Annotated in this window: 15 protein-coding genes and 1 pseudogene; 12 read left to right on the plus strand and 4 right to left on the minus strand. The window is 69.5% G+C overall.

Annotated features, from left to right (window positions below):
- Positions 1 to 161: 161 nt before the first annotated feature.
- The 7 genes from ACV22W_RS04215 to ACV22W_RS04245 are packed head-to-tail and all read left to right on the plus strand — an operon-like array spanning position 162 to position 6989.
- Positions 162 to 1244: an ABC transporter ATP-binding protein gene (locus tag ACV22W_RS04215; protein ID WP_448017925.1), complete on the plus strand. Its 1083-nt coding sequence runs from the start codon at positions 162 to 164 to the stop codon at positions 1242 to 1244.
- The gene (locus ACV22W_RS04220) at positions 1245 to 2234 is read left to right on the plus strand and encodes an ABC transporter permease (RefSeq protein WP_448017927.1); all 990 of its coding nucleotides are present in this window, start codon (positions 1245 to 1247) and stop codon (positions 2232 to 2234) included. It abuts the gene before it with no gap.
- A complete protein-coding gene (locus ACV22W_RS04225; protein ID WP_124901421.1) occupies positions 2231 to 3025 on the plus strand; it encodes an ABC transporter permease in 795 nt (264 codons plus the stop codon). The genes ACV22W_RS04220 and ACV22W_RS04225 overlap by 4 nt, the downstream gene beginning before the upstream one ends.
- Complete coding sequence (locus ACV22W_RS04230; protein ID WP_448017929.1) at positions 3025 to 3372, plus strand: (2Fe-2S)-binding protein; 348 nt, start codon at positions 3025 to 3027, stop codon at positions 3370 to 3372. Before ACV22W_RS04225 ends, ACV22W_RS04230 begins: the two co-directional genes overlap by 1 nt.
- Positions 3369 to 4808, plus strand: a complete 1440-nt coding sequence (locus ACV22W_RS04235; RefSeq protein WP_448017931.1) for an FAD-dependent oxidoreductase — start codon at positions 3369 to 3371, stop codon at positions 4806 to 4808. Before ACV22W_RS04230 ends, ACV22W_RS04235 begins: the two co-directional genes overlap by 4 nt.
- Complete coding sequence (locus ACV22W_RS04240; RefSeq protein ID WP_448017933.1) at positions 4801 to 5946, plus strand: NAD(P)/FAD-dependent oxidoreductase; 1146 nt, start codon at positions 4801 to 4803, stop codon at positions 5944 to 5946. Before ACV22W_RS04235 ends, ACV22W_RS04240 begins: the two co-directional genes overlap by 8 nt.
- Positions 5943 to 6989, plus strand: coding sequence for an ABC transporter substrate-binding protein (locus ACV22W_RS04245; protein WP_448017935.1), 1047 nt, complete (start codon positions 5943 to 5945; stop codon positions 6987 to 6989). Before ACV22W_RS04240 ends, ACV22W_RS04245 begins: the two co-directional genes overlap by 4 nt.
- 105 nt (positions 6990 to 7094) lie before the next feature.
- Here ACV22W_RS04245 and ACV22W_RS04250 read toward each other — a convergent pair whose 3' ends face one another.
- Positions 7095 to 8345 carry a YbfB/YjiJ family MFS transporter gene (locus tag ACV22W_RS04250; protein ID WP_448017937.1) on the minus strand — a complete coding sequence of 417 codons (1251 nt, stop codon included), beginning with the start codon at positions 8343 to 8345 and terminating at the stop codon, positions 7095 to 7097.
- A 501-nt stretch (positions 8346 to 8846) separates the two neighbouring features.
- Between ACV22W_RS04250 and ACV22W_RS04255 the strand changes: the two genes are divergently transcribed.
- Positions 8847 to 8969 (plus strand): hypothetical protein, encoded by a 123-nt coding sequence (locus ACV22W_RS04255; protein ID WP_006752127.1) that lies wholly within the window; start codon positions 8847 to 8849, stop codon positions 8967 to 8969.
- 58 nt (positions 8970 to 9027) lie between these two features.
- Entirely contained in the window at positions 9028 to 9981 is a 954-nt protein-coding gene (locus ACV22W_RS04260; RefSeq protein ID WP_448017939.1) for a leucyl aminopeptidase, read from the plus strand.
- 8 nt (positions 9982 to 9989) lie between these two features.
- Here the strand turns inward: ACV22W_RS04260 and ACV22W_RS04265 are convergent, their stop codons facing one another.
- Positions 9990 to 10499 (minus strand): N-acetyltransferase family protein, encoded by a 510-nt coding sequence (locus ACV22W_RS04265; RefSeq protein WP_448017941.1) that lies wholly within the window; start codon positions 10497 to 10499, stop codon positions 9990 to 9992.
- 322 nt (positions 10500 to 10821) lie between these two features.
- On the opposite strand from ACV22W_RS04265, the pseudogene ACV22W_RS04270 reads away from it, so the two are divergent.
- Positions 10822 to 10944, plus strand: a pseudogene (locus ACV22W_RS04270) (helix-turn-helix domain-containing transcriptional regulator); the annotation flags it as partial.
- Between the two features lie 15 nt (positions 10945 to 10959).
- Here ACV22W_RS04270 and ACV22W_RS04275 read toward each other — a convergent pair.
- Positions 10960 to 12978, minus strand: coding sequence for an LssY C-terminal domain-containing protein (locus ACV22W_RS04275; protein WP_448017943.1), 2019 nt, complete (start codon positions 12976 to 12978; stop codon positions 10960 to 10962).
- 102 nt (positions 12979 to 13080) lie between these two features.
- A complete protein-coding gene (locus ACV22W_RS04280; protein WP_448017945.1) occupies positions 13081 to 13533 on the minus strand; it encodes a hypothetical protein in 453 nt (150 codons plus the stop codon).
- Positions 13534 to 13840: 307 nt separating this feature from the next.
- Here ACV22W_RS04280 and ACV22W_RS04285 point away from each other — a divergent pair, with 307 nt between their 5' ends.
- The gene (locus ACV22W_RS04285) at positions 13841 to 14488 is read left to right on the plus strand and encodes a response regulator (RefSeq protein WP_059532052.1); all 648 of its coding nucleotides are present in this window, start codon (positions 13841 to 13843) and stop codon (positions 14486 to 14488) included.
- Entirely contained in the window at positions 14485 to 16281 is a 1797-nt protein-coding gene (locus tag ACV22W_RS04290; RefSeq protein ID WP_448017947.1) for an MASE4 domain-containing protein, read from the plus strand. Before ACV22W_RS04285 ends, ACV22W_RS04290 begins: the two co-directional genes overlap by 4 nt.
- Positions 16282 to 16424 lie beyond the last annotated feature (143 nt).

Here is a 16424-nt window from a genome sequence, read left to right on the forward strand (position 1 = left end):
GGAACGATTTTCCCGAGATGTCTCAAACAATTCCGTTGACTGGAATTTTTCGAAAATTCATCCCGCTGAGCAGAATTGGAAATTGACGCTCCCAAATATGGCTGGCTAGAGTCCGCGTCAATGACGCACCGGCCATCCGGTGTACGAACCCGGAGCTCCCCATGTCGTTTCTCACGCTTACGGATCTGACGAAATCGTTCGGCGAGCTCACGGCCGTCGCCGACGTCAACCTGTCGGTCGAACAAGGCGAATTCGTGTCGCTGCTCGGGCCGTCGGGCTGCGGCAAGACCACGACGCTGCAGATGATCGCCGGCTTCGTCGACGTCACGCGCGGCCGCATCGCGCTCGACGGTCAGGACATCACGCACATGAAGCCGAACCGCCGCGGGCTCGGCATCGTGTTCCAGAGCTATGCGCTGTTTCCGCACATGAGCGTCGCGGAGAACGTCGGCTTCGGTCTCGACATGCGCGGCGTCGACAAGGCGGAGCGCGCCGAGCGCATCCGTGCGGCGCTCGCGCTCGTGCGTCTCGATGCGCTCGCGCACCGCTTTCCGCGCGAGCTGTCCGGCGGCCAGCGGCAGCGTGTCGCGATCGCGCGTGCGGTCGTGATCGAACCGCCGGTGCTGCTGCTCGACGAGCCGATGTCGAACCTCGACGCGAAGCTGCGCGAGGAGATGCAGTTCGAACTGCGTACGATCCAGCGCAAGATCGGCACGACGACGATCATGGTCACGCACGATCAATCGGAAGCGCTGTCGATCAGCGATCGCGTGGTCGTGATGGAAGCCGGCCGCATCACGCAGACCGACACGCCGTATCGCGCGTACGAACGCCCGGAGAACCACTTCGTGTCGCAGTTCATCGGCAAGGCGAACCTGCTGCCCGGCACCATCGTCGCGCACGACGGCGACGCGATCCGCATCGACCTCGGCCACGATCTCGCGGAGACGGGCCGCACCGCGCACCTGCCGGCGCGCGAGCGCGACGTGCGCATCGGCGACGCCGTATCGGTGTGCATCCGTCCTGAAAAACTGCGCCTGTGCGCGCCGGGCGCGGGCCGCTTCGCCGCGACCGTCACGAGCCGCTTCTTCCTCGGCAGCCAGTGGCTGTACCGCGTCGACAGCGCGCTCGGCGAAGTGCTCGTCTGCTGTCAGAACGAAGGGGCGGAGCCGCTCGCGGAAGGTGCGCCGGTCGGCGTCGACTGGCACAGCGACGCGGTGCGCGTGATGCGGCGGGAGGCCTGAATGGGACAGCCTGCCCGACCGCTCCCGACCGACGGCACGCCGGCCGCGCGCGCGCAATCGGCGGTGCCCGCGCCCGCATCCGATGCCGCGCCGCCACGCGCCACCGGCGGTCGCACGTCGCGCGCGTCGTGGCGCGCCCATGCGCCGCTGTGGCTGATGTGCGCGCCCGCGTTCCTGCTCTTCGCCGCGCTCGTGCTCGTGCCGCTCGCGATGACCTTCGCGCTCACGCTCTACCGCTACGACCCGGCCACGGGCCCGATCGCCGCGTTCCAGTTCGGCAACTACGCGGAAGTGCTCGGTTCGTCGTACTTCCACACGATCTTCGCGCGCACGTTCGGCATTGCCGCGCTGACCACCGCGATCTGCGTCGCGATCGGCACGCCCGAAGCGTACGTGCTGTCGAAAATGCGCGACCCGTGGCGCTCGCTGTTCCTGCTCGTCATCCTTGCGCCGCTGCTCGTGTCGGTCGTCGTGCGCGCGTTCGGCTGGAGCATGCTGCTCAACACGAGCGGGCTCGTGAACCAGACGCTCGGGCTCGTCGGTCTCGGGCCGTACAAGCTCGAATACACGACGTTTGCGATCGTGATCGCGCTGGTGCACGTGATGCTGCCGTTCATGGTGATCCCCGTGTGGACGGCGCTGCAGCGGCTCGATCCGCAGACCGAGCACGCGGCGCTGTCGCTCGGCGCGTCGCCGTTCACGACGCTGCGCCGCATCGTGGTGCCGCAGCTGATGCCGGGCGTGCTGTCCGGCAGCCTGATGGTGTTCGGGCTGTCGGCGAGCGCGTTTGCGATTCCGGGCCTGCTCGGCGGACGCCGGTTGAAGGTCGCGGCGACCGCCGTCTACGACGAATTCCTAGGCTCGCTGAACTGGCCGCTCGGCGCGACGATCGCGGTGCTGCTGCTGGTCGCGAACCTCGTCGTGATGCTCACCTACTACCGCGTGCTCGAACGCCGCTATGCGCGCAGCCTCGGAGGCGCTTCCCGATGAGAAAGAACGGCCCCTTCGCCCTGGCGTTCCACACGCTCGTGATCCTGTTCGTGCTCGCGCCGCTCGTGATCGTCGTGCTCGTCGCGTTCACGCCCGACGAAACGCTGACGCTGCCGACGCACGGCCTGTCGCTGCGCTGGTTCCGCGCGATCCTCGACTATCCGGACTTCGTCACCGCATTCGCCAACAGCGTGAAGCTCGCGTTCGCGTCGGCGACGCTGTCGCTCGCGATCGCGTTACCCGCCGGGCTCGCGATCGGCCGCGCGGCGTTTCCCGGCCGCGCGTTCCTGAACGGCCTGCTGCTGTCGCCGCTCGTGATCCCCGGCCTCGTGCTCGGCATCGCGCTGTTGCGGTTCTTCGCGCTGATCGGCGCGACCGGCTCGTTCGCATGGCTGGTGCTCGCGCACATGATCGTCATCACGCCGTTCGTGATGCGGCTCGTGCTCGCTTCCGTCGCCGGCCTCGACCGCAGCGTCGAGCAGGCCGCATGCTCGCTCGGCGCCGATCCGTGGACGACGTTCCGCCGCATCACGCTGCCGATGATCGTGCCCGGCATCACCGGCGGCTGGCTGCTCGCGTTCATCAACAGCTTCGACGAACTGACGATGTCGATCTTCGTCACGTCGCCGCAGACGGTCACGCTGCCGGTGCGCATGTACATGTATGCGACCGAATCGATCGATCCGATGATGGCGTCGGTATCGGCGCTCGTCATCTTCATCACCGCCGGCGCGATGCTGCTGCTCGATCGCGTATACGGCCTGAACCGCATCCTGATCGGCCAACACTGATGACGACTTCCGTTTCCCGTTCCGCCGGCATCGCGGACGACGGCGCGCAGTTCGTGCGCGTCGCCGAACGCGATCGCGCCGCCGTCGCGTTCACGCTCGACGGTCGCCCCGCGCACGCGCTCGCCGGCGACACCGTGCTCACCGCGATCCTCGTCGCGCAGCGCCGCGTGCGCGTGAGCGAATTCAGCGGCAAGCCGCGCGCGGGCTTCTGCCTGATCGGCGCGTGCCAGGACTGCTGGGTGCGCACCGAGGCCGGCGCACGCGTGCGCGCATGCTCGACGCCGATCGTCGACGGCATGCGGATTCTCACCGGCGCGCAGCCCGCCGCAGCCGGAGAGGCATCATGAACGACGCGTTGCGACCGGTGATCGTCGGCGCGGGGCCGGCCGGCGTACGCGCGGCCGAGGCGCTGGTCGACGCGGGGCTGCGCCCCGTCGTGATCGACGAGAGCGCGCGCTGGGGCGGGCAGATCTATCGTCAGCCGCCGGCCGACGGCGCGTTCGCGCGCGGCAAGCGCGTGCTGTACGGCTTCGAGGCCGCGAAGGCCGATGCCGTGCACCGGACCATGGCCGCGCTGCTGCCGCACGTCGATTACCGGCCGAACACGCTCGCGTGGGCGTGCGGCGCGGGCCGCGTCGACACGCTGCAGGACGGCCGCGAGACGACCGTGCCGTTCTCGCACCTGATCGTCGCGAGCGGCGCGACCGATCGCATGCTGCCGGTGCCGGAGTGGACGCTGGCCGGCGTCTACACGCTCGGCGGCGCGCAGGTCGCGCTGAAGGCGCAGGGCTGCGCGATCGGCAGCCGCATCGTGTTCGCGGGCACGGGACCCTTGCTGTATCTCGTCGCCTATCAATACGCGAAAGCCGGCGCGCAGGTCGCGGCGGTGCTCGACACGAGTCCGCTGCGTCAGCAGGCAGCCGCGACACCGGCCCTGCTGCGCATGCCGTCCACCTTCGCGAAGGGGCTGTACTACATCGGCTGGCTGCGCGCGCACGGTGTCGCGATCGAAACGGGCGTCACGCTCGAGCGCGTGCTCGGCGAGCGGCACGTGACGGGAATCGCATGGCGCGCGGCCGGCGGCGACGCGCCGCCGCGGCGGCTCGACTGCGATGCGCTCGGCCTCGGCTTCGGGCTGCGTTCGGAAACGCAGCTCGCGGATCTCGCCGGCTGCCGGTTCCGTTTCGATCCGCTCAACCGCGCATGGCTGCCTGAACGCGACGCGGCCGGCCGCACGTCGGTGCGCGGCATCTACGTCGCGGGCGACGGTGCCGGCATCGCTGGCGCCGACGCGGCCGAGGCGTCCGGGCGACGCGCGGCGCTGGCGCTACTCGACGATGCGGGCATCGAAACGCCATCGCACGCACGTTCCGGCAAACCCGATGCAGCGACGCTGGAACGCAGGCTCGCCCGGCTCGGCGCGTTCCGCGCGGGCCTCGAAGCCGCATTCGCGCCGCCCGCCGCACTTGCCGCGCGGTGCCCGGACGACACGATCGTGTGCCGCTGCGAGGAAATCGACGCGGGTACGCTGCGACGCTGCATTCGCGGCGGCGAAGCGACCGAGCTGAATCGGCTGAAGGCACTGACACGCGCCGGGATGGGCCGCTGCCAGGGCCGCATGTGCGGCGACGCGACCGCACTCGTGCTCGCCGCGGAAACCGGCCACTCGCTCGCGGACGTCGGCCGGTTGCGCGCGCAACCGCCAGTGAAGCCATTTCCGATCTCCGCCGCGCTCGCGGGCGACGATGTCGCGGCGATTCCCGACGAGGCGCGCGATGAGTGAACTTCGCCACTACGACGTCGCGATCGTCGGCGGCGGGCTCGTCGGGGCATCGGCCGCGCTGGCGCTGACGCGGCGCGGCTTGCGCGTCGCGCTGTTCGAACGCCGCGACTGCGGTGCACAGGCGAGCGGCGTGAACTACGGCGGCGTGCGCTGCCAGGGCCGCCCGGCGGAACAGCTGCCGCTCGCACTGCGCGCGCGGCGCATCTGGGACCGCCTGCCCGAGCTGATCGGCATCGACGGCGAATTCGTCGTGTCGGGCCACTTGCGGCTCGCGCGCAGCGACGCCGATCTCGATGCCCTCGATGCCTACGCGGCGCTCGCCGGCGAGCACGGCCTGCCGCTGCAGGTGATGCGCGGCGACGCGTTCCGTCGCCGCTATCCGTGGCTCGGCCGCGCGGCGGTCGGCGGCTCGCTGTGCGCGACCGACGGACATGCGAACCCGCGCGTCGTGTCGCCCGCGTTCGCGCGCGCAGCCCGCGCGGCGGGCGCCGACGTTTTCGAGCACACGCCGGTCGACGAGGTCCGGCACGACGGCACGCGCTTTCACCTTCATGCCGGCGACCGCGCATGCGCCGCGACGTGGCTGATCAACTCGGCCGGCGCATGGGCGAACACGATCGCCGAACGCTTCGGCGAAGCCGTGCCGATGGAGCCGATCTACCCGAACATGTGGGTGACCGAACCGCTGCCGCCGTTCATCACGCACAACCTCGGCGTGTACGGCGGCGGCGTATACGCGCGGCAGGTCGCGCGCGGCAACTGCGTGATCGGCGGCGGCCGCGGCCGCGGCAACGGCGAATTCGGCCAGCCGTCGGTCGATACGACACGCGCGGTGATGCGCGATGCGTGTGCGCTGCTGCCCGCATTGCGCGACGCGCTGCTGATCCGGACGTGGAGCGGTGTCGAAGGCTGCACGCCGGACCACAACCCGATCGTCGGCGCGAGCCGCACCACGCCGAACCTGCTACATGCGTTCGGCTTTTCCGGCGGCGGTTTCCTGCTCGCGCCGGGCGTCGGCGAGGTGCTCGCCGATCTCGTCACGACGGGCGAAACCGCCACGCCACTCGATGCATTCTCGATCGGCCGCTTCTTCCCCGTGCCGACCGCCCCTTTCCGTCAAGAGGAGACCCAACGATGAAACTGCTCGGAACGATCGCGGCGGCTGCCGCACTCTGCATCGCAGGCGCCAGCGCGCCCGCGTTCGCGCAAACGAAGACGATCTACGTCGGCATGAACGGCGGGCCGATGGAAAAGGCCTATACGAGCCAGGTGCTGCCCGACTTCGAGAAAGCGAACAACGTGAAGGTCGTCGTCGTGCCCGGCACGTCGTCGGACGTGCTCGCGAAGCTGCTCGCGAACCGCAACAAACCGCAGATCCACGTCGCGTTCCTCGACGACGGCGTAATGGCGCGCGCGGTCAGTCTCGGCGTATGCCAGAAGCTCGACGATTCGCCGGTGCTGAAGGAGCTGTATCCGTTCGCGCGGATGAAGGACGACGTCGGCGCGGGCGTCCAGCTCGGGATGACCGGCATCGCGTACAACAAGAAACTGTTCGCCGAAAAGGGCTGGGCGCCGCCGACGTCGTGGATGGATTTCGCCGACCCGAAATACAAGGGCAAGGTCGTGTTCCAGTCCGCGTCGAGCAGCACGTTCGGGCTGCACGGATTTCTCGCGATCAACCGGCTGCTCGGCGGCAGCGAACAGAACGTCGAGCCCGGCTTCAGCAAGTGGGCGAGCACGGTCGGGCCAAACGTCGTCGAGTACATCCCGAACTCGGCGAAGATCTCCGAGATGGTGCAGACCGGCGAGGCCGGCCTGTTTCCGCTGACGCCGACCGGCGTCGGCGACCTGCAGGACAAGGGCATTCCGGTCGCGTATGCGAACCCGAAGGAAGGCCCGGTGCTGCTGCTCGTCGACCTGTGCGTGGTCGCGAACAACCCCGATCCGCAACTGGCCCAGAAGCTCGCGCAATTCCTGCTGTCCGCGTCCGCGCAGACGAAGGCGGCCGAGGCCGGCAAGCAGATCCCGACCAACCGCCTCGCGAAGATGCCCGCCGCGATGCAGCAAAGCCTCGGCAACGTCGACGACCTGGTGCGCAAGGTGACGGTGGTCGACTGGACGGCGATCAACGCGCGCCGCGCGCAGTGGGACACGCGCTGGAATCGGCAGATCGAACGGTAACGGGCGGCGGCGCGCGCGGACAAGGCCGGCGCGCGCCGCGAGCATCATTCACGGGAGTGATGGCACTCCCCTTTTCTGCGAATGTGACCGGCGCAGCGGCGGCGGCTACGCCGACACCCGCAACGCACGCTGTCCGGCCGCGAGCGCGGCGCCCGCGAACAGCGTCAGCGCCGAATACACGAGCCCGCGCGCGAGCCCGGCGCTGTCGGATACCCAGCCGATCGCGACAGGCCCGGCGATCTGCCCGAACGCGAAGATCGTCGTGAACGCGCTGATGCCCTTCGCCCAGCCTTCCGGCGGCAGGTTGTGGCGCACGAACGCGGTGGTCGACGCGACCGCCGACAGGAAAGTCGCACCGAACAGCACGCCCGACGCGAACGCGGCCGCCGGATGCACGAACAGCGCCGGCATCAGCGTCGCGACGCCGAGCAACGCATTGAGCGCGGCCAGCGCCTGGCCGCCGCGCATCCGGTCGAGCAGCCCCGACCACAACCGCGCCGACACGACGGTCGCGACGCCGAGCATCACGTAGAACGCGGACACGACCGCGCCGCTCATCCCCGCGCCGCGCAGCAGCGCGACGATGAACGTCATGTAGCCGATGTAGCCGACACCGAACAGTCCGTAGCCCGCGAGCACGAGCGCGAAGCGCGCGGGGCTCGCGGTGGCCGCCGGCGCGGCCCCGTCGCCCCGCACGGCGGGTGCCGCGTGCGCCTGCTCGATGCGACGCGCCGCCGCCACGGCGATCGCCGAGAACAGCACGCACGCGACCGCGAGCGCGAACCACGCCGGTTGCCAGCCGTGCGCGCGATGCACTAGCGTCGCGGGCACGAGCAGCGACGACGCGACGATGCCCCACCCCGTGCCGCCGTAATAGAGTCCGAGCAGCAGCCCCGCATCGCGCGGCGACGCGGACGCGAGCCGCGCCGCCAGCACGCCGCCGCTGATGAAGATCAGCGCGCTGCCGACGCCTGTCGCGAGCCGCTCGGCGAGCAGCGCGTTCATGCCGGACGTGAACCCGCATGCGGCCATCAGCACCGCGGTCAGCGCGCAGCCGGCCGCCAGCAGCGTGCCGGCACGCCAGCGCCGCGACAGGAACGGGAAGATGAGCGCGCCGATCAGGTAGCCGGCCGCGTTCGCCGTGTTCAACGCGCCGGCCTGCGCGAAGCTCCAGCCGAGATCGGTCTTCATCGGCGGAAGCAGCAGTGCATACGAGAAGCGCGCGAGGCCGAGCGCGATGGCGCTGCCGAGCGACAGGCAGATCGCGAGCCGCCATGCGGCCATCCGGTCGGTTTCGGTGGCGCCGGCATCCGGCCGTGCTCGGCCGGCGTGCTCCGGTTGCGGCGCTGCGCGCATCGCGGTGTCTCCATCGTGGTTCGAATCGTGCCGCCAGGATGGCGGTGCGTGCGCGGCTGCGGCCCGCGCGCGAAGTCGTCAGATGGTGCCAGAAAATCGGTGCAGCCGCCGGATCTGGCTCGGCGGCGGCTGGCGAACAGTTCGCATGGACGTTAGCCGTGTGCGCATCGTTCGTGAATGGTGAAAATCGAAACGATCGACGTGATTGCACTCTGAATTTAAATAAATCACATGAGTCAATTCGCCATTGACCGACCCGATATTAAAAAATAATCGGTGTCCTTCACAATTCGATTCATTCGCCTTTACCGCACGATATGCAGCGAACGCACTTGTTTAGCACGACACAGCTAAAAACGACGCAACGCATTGCATTCGCCAAATCATCAGACTAATATCGACGCCACTCGTCCGGTATTCAAAAAATTCCGGACGAGTGGCGGTCGTCCATTTACCGCGCTTTCATGTTGAATCGCTCATGTTCACCACAGGAGAATTGACATGCAGGAAACCCGGCAGATTGAATTGCTTGACTGGATGCAGGAAGACACGCACCCCGAGGCCGTCGACATGATGGTCGAGGATGCCGTGGTGCCGTTCGGCACCGCGCTCTGGCCGGTCTGAGCGGCCAGCCCGTTCCCGCGGAAGGGCCGCGGCCCTTCCGCCGCTTCCGGAGACACGCATGCTGAACCTGCACCGCGCGCTCGGCTGTCACCCGGCGCTGCGCGACAAGCTCGCACGCGGCGAAACGGGCACACTGCTGGTCGGCTACGACACCCGCAATCGCGACGTCGCGTTGCGCGCGTTTTCCGCCCTGCCCGACTCGCTCGACGCGACGACCCTCTGCCTCGAAACCACCCCGCCCGCCGACATCGCCGCCGCGCTCGCGCGCGCGGATCTGTTCGTGCTGCTGTACGACTCGTCGTGCCTGCCGACACCGTCGCCGAGCGGCCCGCCGTTCCTGGCCGCGATCCGTCCCGCGATCGTCGAGCACTGGAGCAAGTCCGTACTGTTCAAGGATTACGGCCCGCATCTCGACGAAGCGTTCGCCGAATCGCTCGACGACATCGCCGCGCGCAACGGCCGGCTGATCGAAGCGGCCGCGCGCGCATCGCAGATCCACTTCATCGACGAAGCCGGCAACACGCTGACCGGCTCGCTTTCACCGGACCAGAAATGGACGAGCGTGGACGGGATGGGCAATCTCGACGTCGTGCCCGGCGAGATCGCGACGCACGTCACCGACCTGCACGGCTCGATCCTATTCAGCGGCACGTTCCTCGGCACCGTGCCGTTCGCGATCAAGTACCGCGTGACGGAGCGGCTCGCGACGCTGCACGTCGAAGACAGCCTGATCGTCGATTTCGACAGCGACGACGCGGGCTTCCGGCGCGACTTCGCGGCGTACCTCGACCGGCATGACAATCATCGGCGCATCGAGGAATTCGGCATCGGCACGAACCTGGGCATCCGCGCGCTGTACGGCCGCAACGCCGGGTTCGAGGAGCGTCATCCGGGTCTGCATCTCGGCCTCGGCGGCGGCGCGAACGGCAGCCACCACCTCGACCTGATCTTCGCGCGCGGCACGCTCGCGTTCGACGAGCGGATCGTGTTCGACGGCGCGTTCGCCGTCTGACTTCGGAATCAGGCGTCGGCGACCGCCGCGTCGCCGAGCCACTTGACCATCACCAGGCAGTCGACGAAACCGAGCCGCGCGTGGCGATACGCGCGCGGCAAGCGGCCGACGATCTCGAAGCCGAGCTTCTGCCACAGCGCGACCGCCACCTCGTTCGTCGCGACCACCGAATTGAACTGCATCGCGAGAAAGCCGCGTTCGCGCGCCACCTGCTGCGAGTGCTCGCACATCAGGCGCGCGACGCCCTTGCCGCGCGCGGCCTCGCTGACCATATACCCGCAGTTGCACACGTGATCGCCGGGCCCGGCCGCGTTCGCCTTCAGGTAGTACGAGCCGAGCAGCACGCCATCCTCCTCGGCGACCCACGTGCAGAGCGGCGCGTCGAGCCACAGCGCGCGAGCGGCCTCCGGCGTCGCCGCCGGATCGAATGCATAGGTCTCCTGCGCGGCGACGATCGCGTGGTACGTGGGCCAGAAGCGGGGGAAGTCGTCTTCGGTCATCGGGCGAAGCGTGATCATGCGGGTTCTCTCGTGAAGGGATTTTGGAGTGCGCACGTGCGAACCGACGCGCGTGGCGCGACCCGGCGTCAGTGCGGGCCTCCGTCGCGCAGCAGGCCGCTGCGACAAGTGCCCGGCGGCACACCATACCATCGCTTGAACGCCTGCGAGAACTCGACAGGTCGCTGAAGCCGAGCCGCTCGGCCACGTCGGTCAGCGTAACGTAGGCCGGACCTGCCGGGCCGTACGTCGCGTCCTGCGGCGGCGCCGGCGGGCCGACGGTTTGAGCAGCCCCTCCCCCGCACGGCGCGTTTCCCCGTACGCGCCGATGAGATCGGCCGTTCGGCCGAATCGTCGTCGCACGCTGTCGCCCAACGGCAACCCGACGCCGAAAACCCTGCTCGCGGTACTCAAGACCGTCGGCCTGCGCCTGTCCGTCGTCCCCGCGCAACCGGCGCACGCCTGACGCGCCGCACGCGCTTCAAGGCTGCACCATCCACACGAGCAGCACCGCGGCCGGCGCCGCGCTCGTCCCCGCCGGCGGCCGTTCGACGGTCGGCTCGACCTGCAGCGCCTGCGCGATCGTCGCCGTATCGTCGACAATCGTCGTGCGCACGATCGTCATCAGTCGCGCGGGCCGATGCAGCGTCTCGCGGTACAGCGCGCCGTACCACAGCGGCCGCGTGCCGAGCGCATCCTGCAGCACGTACGGATAACGCCACAGCCGCAATACGAGGCGGCTGTCCGGACGGGCCGGATCGACGCGCACGAACACCCGGCGCGTACTTTCGCCCTGCGTGTAGCGCGGCAGCACGGGCAGCGCATCGGCCGGCGCCTGCGGCAGCAGCCAGCGCAGTGCCGTGGCGGGCGACCACGGCGTCGCGCGCTGCCAGCCGGCCAGCGAAAGATGGCGATCGAGCGTGTCCGACGTCGCGCACCATTGCAGCGGCAGATATTCCTCGCGATCGCCGCCGATCTCGGTGCGCCGCGTCGGCACGCGCTGCCACCCGCCGCGCATCCACTGATCGACGGTCATCGCGACGACGTCGCCCACGTGCGGACGCGCCGCGCGATCGAGCTGCCATTGCGCGGGCACGGTCCAGACACCGGTCGTCGCGAGCACGACGAGCACCGCGACCAGCGCGCCCCGCGGCTGCACATGCTCGCGCACGCGCCAGTACGCATAGGCGCCCGCCAGCATCGCGAACCACGCGAGCCCGAGGCTCCAGCCGCCGAGCAGACCCGACAGCCACGTATCGCCGACGTACAGCCGCGCGAAGCCACCGAGCACGATCCACAGCACGACCGCCGTCACGACCGGGATGCGCCACAGCGCGGGCCGGTCGCGCGTCAGCACCCAGCCGATGCCGCTGCTCGCGAGCATCGCGAACGCCGCATCGGCGTCGGGCAGGGGCACGTGCAGCGCGCCGGGCGGCAGGCTCGCGGGCATCGTGCCGGGCGTGCCGGCGCCGAACGCCGGCACGAGCACGACCGCGATGCCGACCGTCGCGAGCCACCATGCGGACGTTACCCAGCAGCGATGGATCATCAGCCAGACGAGAAACGCGGCCGCGACGATCAGCCCGGTATCGTGTCCGTGCAGCACCGCGAGCGCGCGCATCGCGGCGTCCACGGGCGGCGTGCGCAGGTTCTGAAGGAACGCATACAGCGCGATGTCGGCGTGCATCAGCGGATCGTTCGCGACGACGTCCTGCACGATGCCGGCAAACAGCCACACGCAGCCGACGAACAGCAGCGCGAACACGGGCACCGCGCCCGGCAGGCGGCGCACGTGCACGAACGTGTCGTGCAGCCGCGCGCCGAATCGCGGCCAGCGGCGTATGCATGCGTACATGACCGCGACGAGCGCGCGGTGCAGCAACGGCCAGCCGCGCCGCAGCGCGACGCGCACGCCGATCCACACGAGCGCGACCAGCGCGGCGATCACCAGCAGAATCGCGGCGACCCGCACGCTGATCGCGGCGGCCAGCATCGCCGACGCGCCGAACAGGATGCCCGGGGCGACGTGCACCGGCGCCCAGATCAGCGCCGACACGACGTTGACCGGATAGAACGACCGGCGCGGCAGCGTCGCGCACCCCACCACCACCGGCACGACCGCGCGCACCGGCGCGAGGAAGCGCGCGAGCACGATGCTCTTCATGCCGTGGCGCAGCACGAACTGCTCGCCGCGCGCATAGGCATCCGCGTAACCCAGCCGGACCCATCCATTTCGGATCGCGCCGCGGTAGTGGCGCCCGAGTTCGTAGCTGACCCCGTCGCCGACGATCGCGCCGGCGGCCGCGACGCCGATGGCCATCCAGCCGTCGAGCGCGCCCGCGCCGATCAGCGTGCCGGCCGCGAACATCACGGCGCCGGCCGGCACGACCGTGCCGATCAACGCGATCGCCTCGGCACAGGCGGTGGCGAACACGATCGCCAGCACCAACGCCGGGTGCGCGCCGATCGCGTTGAGCCACGCATGGATCGTGTCGCTCATCGCAGGCCGCGCGGCGTGGCGGCGCGAGGGGTCCGCACCGGGCCGGCGATGGCGTGGGGAAGGTTCATCGGAATGGGTGCGCGTTCGCGCCGGCCGATGGCGTCAGTCGAATTCGTGCTGCCGCGCGTCGGCTTCGAGCGGCGCGTCGTGGTAGCCGACCGTCGCGATCTGGTACAGATAGCGCGCGAGAAACGCGCCGATCGACCCGGCTTCTTCGTACTGGTGCACATGGCGGAATTCGTGCGTGAGCAGGCGTCGCGTGTCGTGGCCGCGCAGCACGAACACCGCGTGGCCGAGCGTGAGGCCGATCGTCCCCGGCGCCAGCAGGCCGGTGTCGCGCGCGATCGCGCCCAGCGCCGGCGAGTCGGGGAACGGCAACCGGTCGGCGACGACGACGCGAATCCGCTCCGGCTGCGCGACGCCCACGGTACGCGCGTCGTCGGCCTGCGCGGGTGTCAGCGGCACGCCCCGCGCGAGCCCGTCGGCCGCCTGCGCGTCGGCCCACGCGACGGCGTCGGGCAACGCGGACGGCAGGATGTCGGCGAGATCGATCATCGTGGCGGCTCCTCGGGTCTGGACGGTGCAATCAGGCACCAGTTTATCTCTGAATCAGGGTGGTCCGCGAGGCACGCCGTCCGCCCGACCGTAACGATTCCTCGGGAATACCCTCCCCGTCTGCCCCTACCGCCGGTACCATTTGACGACGACTATCTCGCTTCAAGACACATTCGACACCCAGATGTCTCAAAAATGTCCCGCAGGTGCACCATTTCCCGTTTCGGCGGCATATATTGGTCAGAAGAACCGCTGCGGCGACAACCGGCAGAGCAGCCCGCGGCGTCATCCCGAAGAGGACCGCTAGATGATCAGGGTAATTCTGGCTGACGATCACGCAGTCATGCGAGACGGACTGCGTCACATTCTGGAAACGGCCGGCGGTTTCGAGATCGTCGGCGAGGCGAGCGACGGCGCGGCTACGCTCGCGCTGGCCGAGCGTCGCGCCGCCGACGTGCTGCTGCTCGACCTGTCGATGCCCGCGCCGACCGGTATCGAGTTGATCCGGCTGGTCAAGACACAGGCGCCATCGCTACGCATGCTGGTGCTGACGATGCATGCGGAAACGCAGTATGCGGCGCGCACGTTCAAGGCCGGCGCGACCGGCTACCTGACGAAGGACAGCGCAACCGCCGAGCTCGTCCAGGCCGTCACCAAGGTCGCGGCCGGCGGCGTGTACGTGAGCGCGTCGGCGGCCGAAAGCCTCGCGCGCACGATGCGCGCGCCGTCCGAAATGCTGCCGCACGAGCGGTTGTCCGAGCGCGAACTCGACGTGATGCGCCGCATCGTCGCGGGCCAGACGGTCACGCGGATCGCGGCGGACCTCACGCTGAGCGCGAAAACGGTCAGCACCTACAAGACGCGCATCCTCGAGAAGATGGAGCTGCCGCACGAAGCCGCGCTGGTGCGCTACGCGATGCGCCACGATCTCGACCTCGGCGTCGACGACGCATGATGCCCGCATTCCGCTTCCGCCCCGCCGCGGCCGACGATGACGACGCGTCGGAGCCGTCGCGCCTGTTCATGTCGTCGCTGCCGCCCGAGCGGCGCGAGCGGCGGCTCGCGATCGCGACGGTCGTCGTGTCGGCCATGATCTTCGTCGCCCTCGCGCCGTTCGCGGGCATGCCGCTTGCCCGCGTGTGGGGCTTCATCCCCGTGTACCAGTCGGCAATCGTCGTCAACGACATGGTGACGGCCGGCCTGCTGCTCGGCCAGTACGCGATCCTGCGCGAGAAATCGCTGCTCGCGCTCGCCGTCGGCTACCTGTTTACGGGCTTCATGGCCGGCACGCACATGCTGACCTTTCCGGGGCTGTTCACGCCGACAGGCTTGCTCGGCGCGGGCGAACAGACGACCGCGTGGCTTTATCTGTTCTGGCACGGCGGCTTTCCGCTGGCGGTCGCCGCGTACACGCTGCTGCGCGCGGCGCCGCGCGCGCATCCGCCGTCGCTCGAGCAGCGTCGCGCCGCGATCCCGCTCCTGCTCTGCATCGTCCTGACGGCCGGCGCGACCGCCGCGCTCGCGCTGCTCGCGACCGCGGGCCAGCACCTGTTGCCGCGCATCATGCAGGGCAACCGGATGGCTCCGATGATGACGAACGCGATCGCGGTCGTCTGGGCGCTGAACCTTGCCGCGCTCGTGCTGATGTGGCGGCAGAGGCGCCGTCATTCCGTGCTGGACCTGTGGGTGATGATCGTGCTCGTCGCGTGGCTGTTCGACATCGCGCTGTCGTCGATGCTGAACCATGGGCGCTTCGACGTGGGCTTCTACGCCGGGCGAACCTACGGCCTCGTCGCGTCGGGCGTCGTGCTGTTCGCACTGCTGTTCGAGAACGGCCGGCTGCATGCGCAGACGGTGCGCGCGCTGGCCGGCGCGCGCTATCAGCACCTGCTCGTCGTGCAGAAGAGCGCGCAGCTCAACGAGGCGAACGAACGGCTCGAACAGCGCGTCGCGGCCCGGACCGCGCAGTTGAGCGCGTCGAACCGCGACCTGCGGCGCGAAGTCGAGGAGCGCGTGCGTGCGGAGCGGGCGCTGCAGGCGTCGCGTGAGGAGCTGCGCGAGATCGCGGCGATCAGCGCGAGCGCACGCGAGGCCGAACAGCGCCGCATCGCGCGCGAACTGCACGACGAACTCGCGCAGACGCTCGCAACGCTGAAGAACGATCTCGAATGGCTGCTCGACCACGTGCCGCAAGACGATGCGCCGCTGGCGCGCAAGATCGCGGCGATGCATGGTCTCGCGCGCGGCGCGGTGACGGCCACGCGGCGCATCGCGTCGGACCTGCGCCCGCTGATGCTCGACGACCTCGGGTTCGCGGCCGCGATGCAATGGCTCGTGGAGGACTTCCGGCATCGTCACGGCATGGCGTGCACGCTGCACGTCGAGCCGGGCGAATTGCAGCTCGACGAACCGTACGCCACGGCCGTGTTCCGCATCGCGCAGGAAGCGCTCGCGAACGTCGCGCGGCACGCGGCCGCGTCGAACGCGACCGTGGCGCTCGTTTATCGCGACGAGACGATCGCGCTGACGATTCGAGACGACGGCGCGGGATTCGATCCCGGCGCGCCGCGCAAGTCGGGATCGTTCGGGCTGGTCGGTTTGCGCGAGCGCGCATATCTCGTCGGCGGCACGCTGCGGATCGATACGACGCTCGGTGAAGGAACGACGGTGGAGGTCGATATTCCGGTGGCGTCGGCGCATGTGGCGATCGCGCATGACGAACGCGGGGCGTCGCGGACGGAGGGGTAAGGGCGAAGCAGCGACCGCGGGATACCGCTGCGGAAATCAGTGGCAGTCCTCTTCACACCGATGCCGGCCGCGAGGGTCGTTGGCAGCCCAAACGTGCACGTCGATCCCCGTCGTTTTCGTTTCGCTCTCCACGTATCTCGACC

The sequence above is a fragment of the Burkholderia sp. AW49-1 genome, from assembly GCF_053427845.1.

Coding starts and splice junctions, on each gene's coding strand:
- ACV22W_RS04290 (WP_448017947.1), top strand. CDS start 14,485: ATGATGCCCGCATTCCGCTTCCGCCCCGCCGCGGCCGACGATGACGAC.
- ACV22W_RS04255 (WP_006752127.1), top strand. CDS start 8,847: ATGCAGGAAACCCGGCAGATTGAATTGCTTGACTGGATGCAGGAAGAC.
- ACV22W_RS04260 (WP_448017939.1), top strand. CDS start 9,028: ATGCTGAACCTGCACCGCGCGCTCGGCTGTCACCCGGCGCTGCGCGAC.
- ACV22W_RS04285 (WP_059532052.1), top strand. CDS start 13,841: ATGATCAGGGTAATTCTGGCTGACGATCACGCAGTCATGCGAGACGGA.
- ACV22W_RS04220 (WP_448017927.1), top strand. CDS start 1,245: ATGGGACAGCCTGCCCGACCGCTCCCGACCGACGGCACGCCGGCCGCG.
- ACV22W_RS04275 (WP_448017943.1), bottom strand. CDS start 12,978: ATGAGCGACACGATCCATGCGTGGCTCAACGCGATCGGCGCGCACCCG.
- ACV22W_RS04230 (WP_448017929.1), top strand. CDS start 3,025: ATGACGACTTCCGTTTCCCGTTCCGCCGGCATCGCGGACGACGGCGCG.
- ACV22W_RS04250 (WP_448017937.1), bottom strand. CDS start 8,345: ATGCGCGCAGCGCCGCAACCGGAGCACGCCGGCCGAGCACGGCCGGAT.
- ACV22W_RS04215 (WP_448017925.1), top strand. CDS start 162: ATGTCGTTTCTCACGCTTACGGATCTGACGAAATCGTTCGGCGAGCTC.
- ACV22W_RS04225 (WP_124901421.1), top strand. CDS start 2,231: ATGAGAAAGAACGGCCCCTTCGCCCTGGCGTTCCACACGCTCGTGATC.
- ACV22W_RS04245 (WP_448017935.1), top strand. CDS start 5,943: ATGAAACTGCTCGGAACGATCGCGGCGGCTGCCGCACTCTGCATCGCA.
- ACV22W_RS04265 (WP_448017941.1), bottom strand. CDS start 10,499: ATGATCACGCTTCGCCCGATGACCGAAGACGACTTCCCCCGCTTCTGG.
- ACV22W_RS04235 (WP_448017931.1), top strand. CDS start 3,369: ATGAACGACGCGTTGCGACCGGTGATCGTCGGCGCGGGGCCGGCCGGC.
- ACV22W_RS04280 (WP_448017945.1), bottom strand. CDS start 13,533: ATGATCGATCTCGCCGACATCCTGCCGTCCGCGTTGCCCGACGCCGTC.
- ACV22W_RS04240 (WP_448017933.1), top strand. CDS start 4,801: ATGAGTGAACTTCGCCACTACGACGTCGCGATCGTCGGCGGCGGGCTC.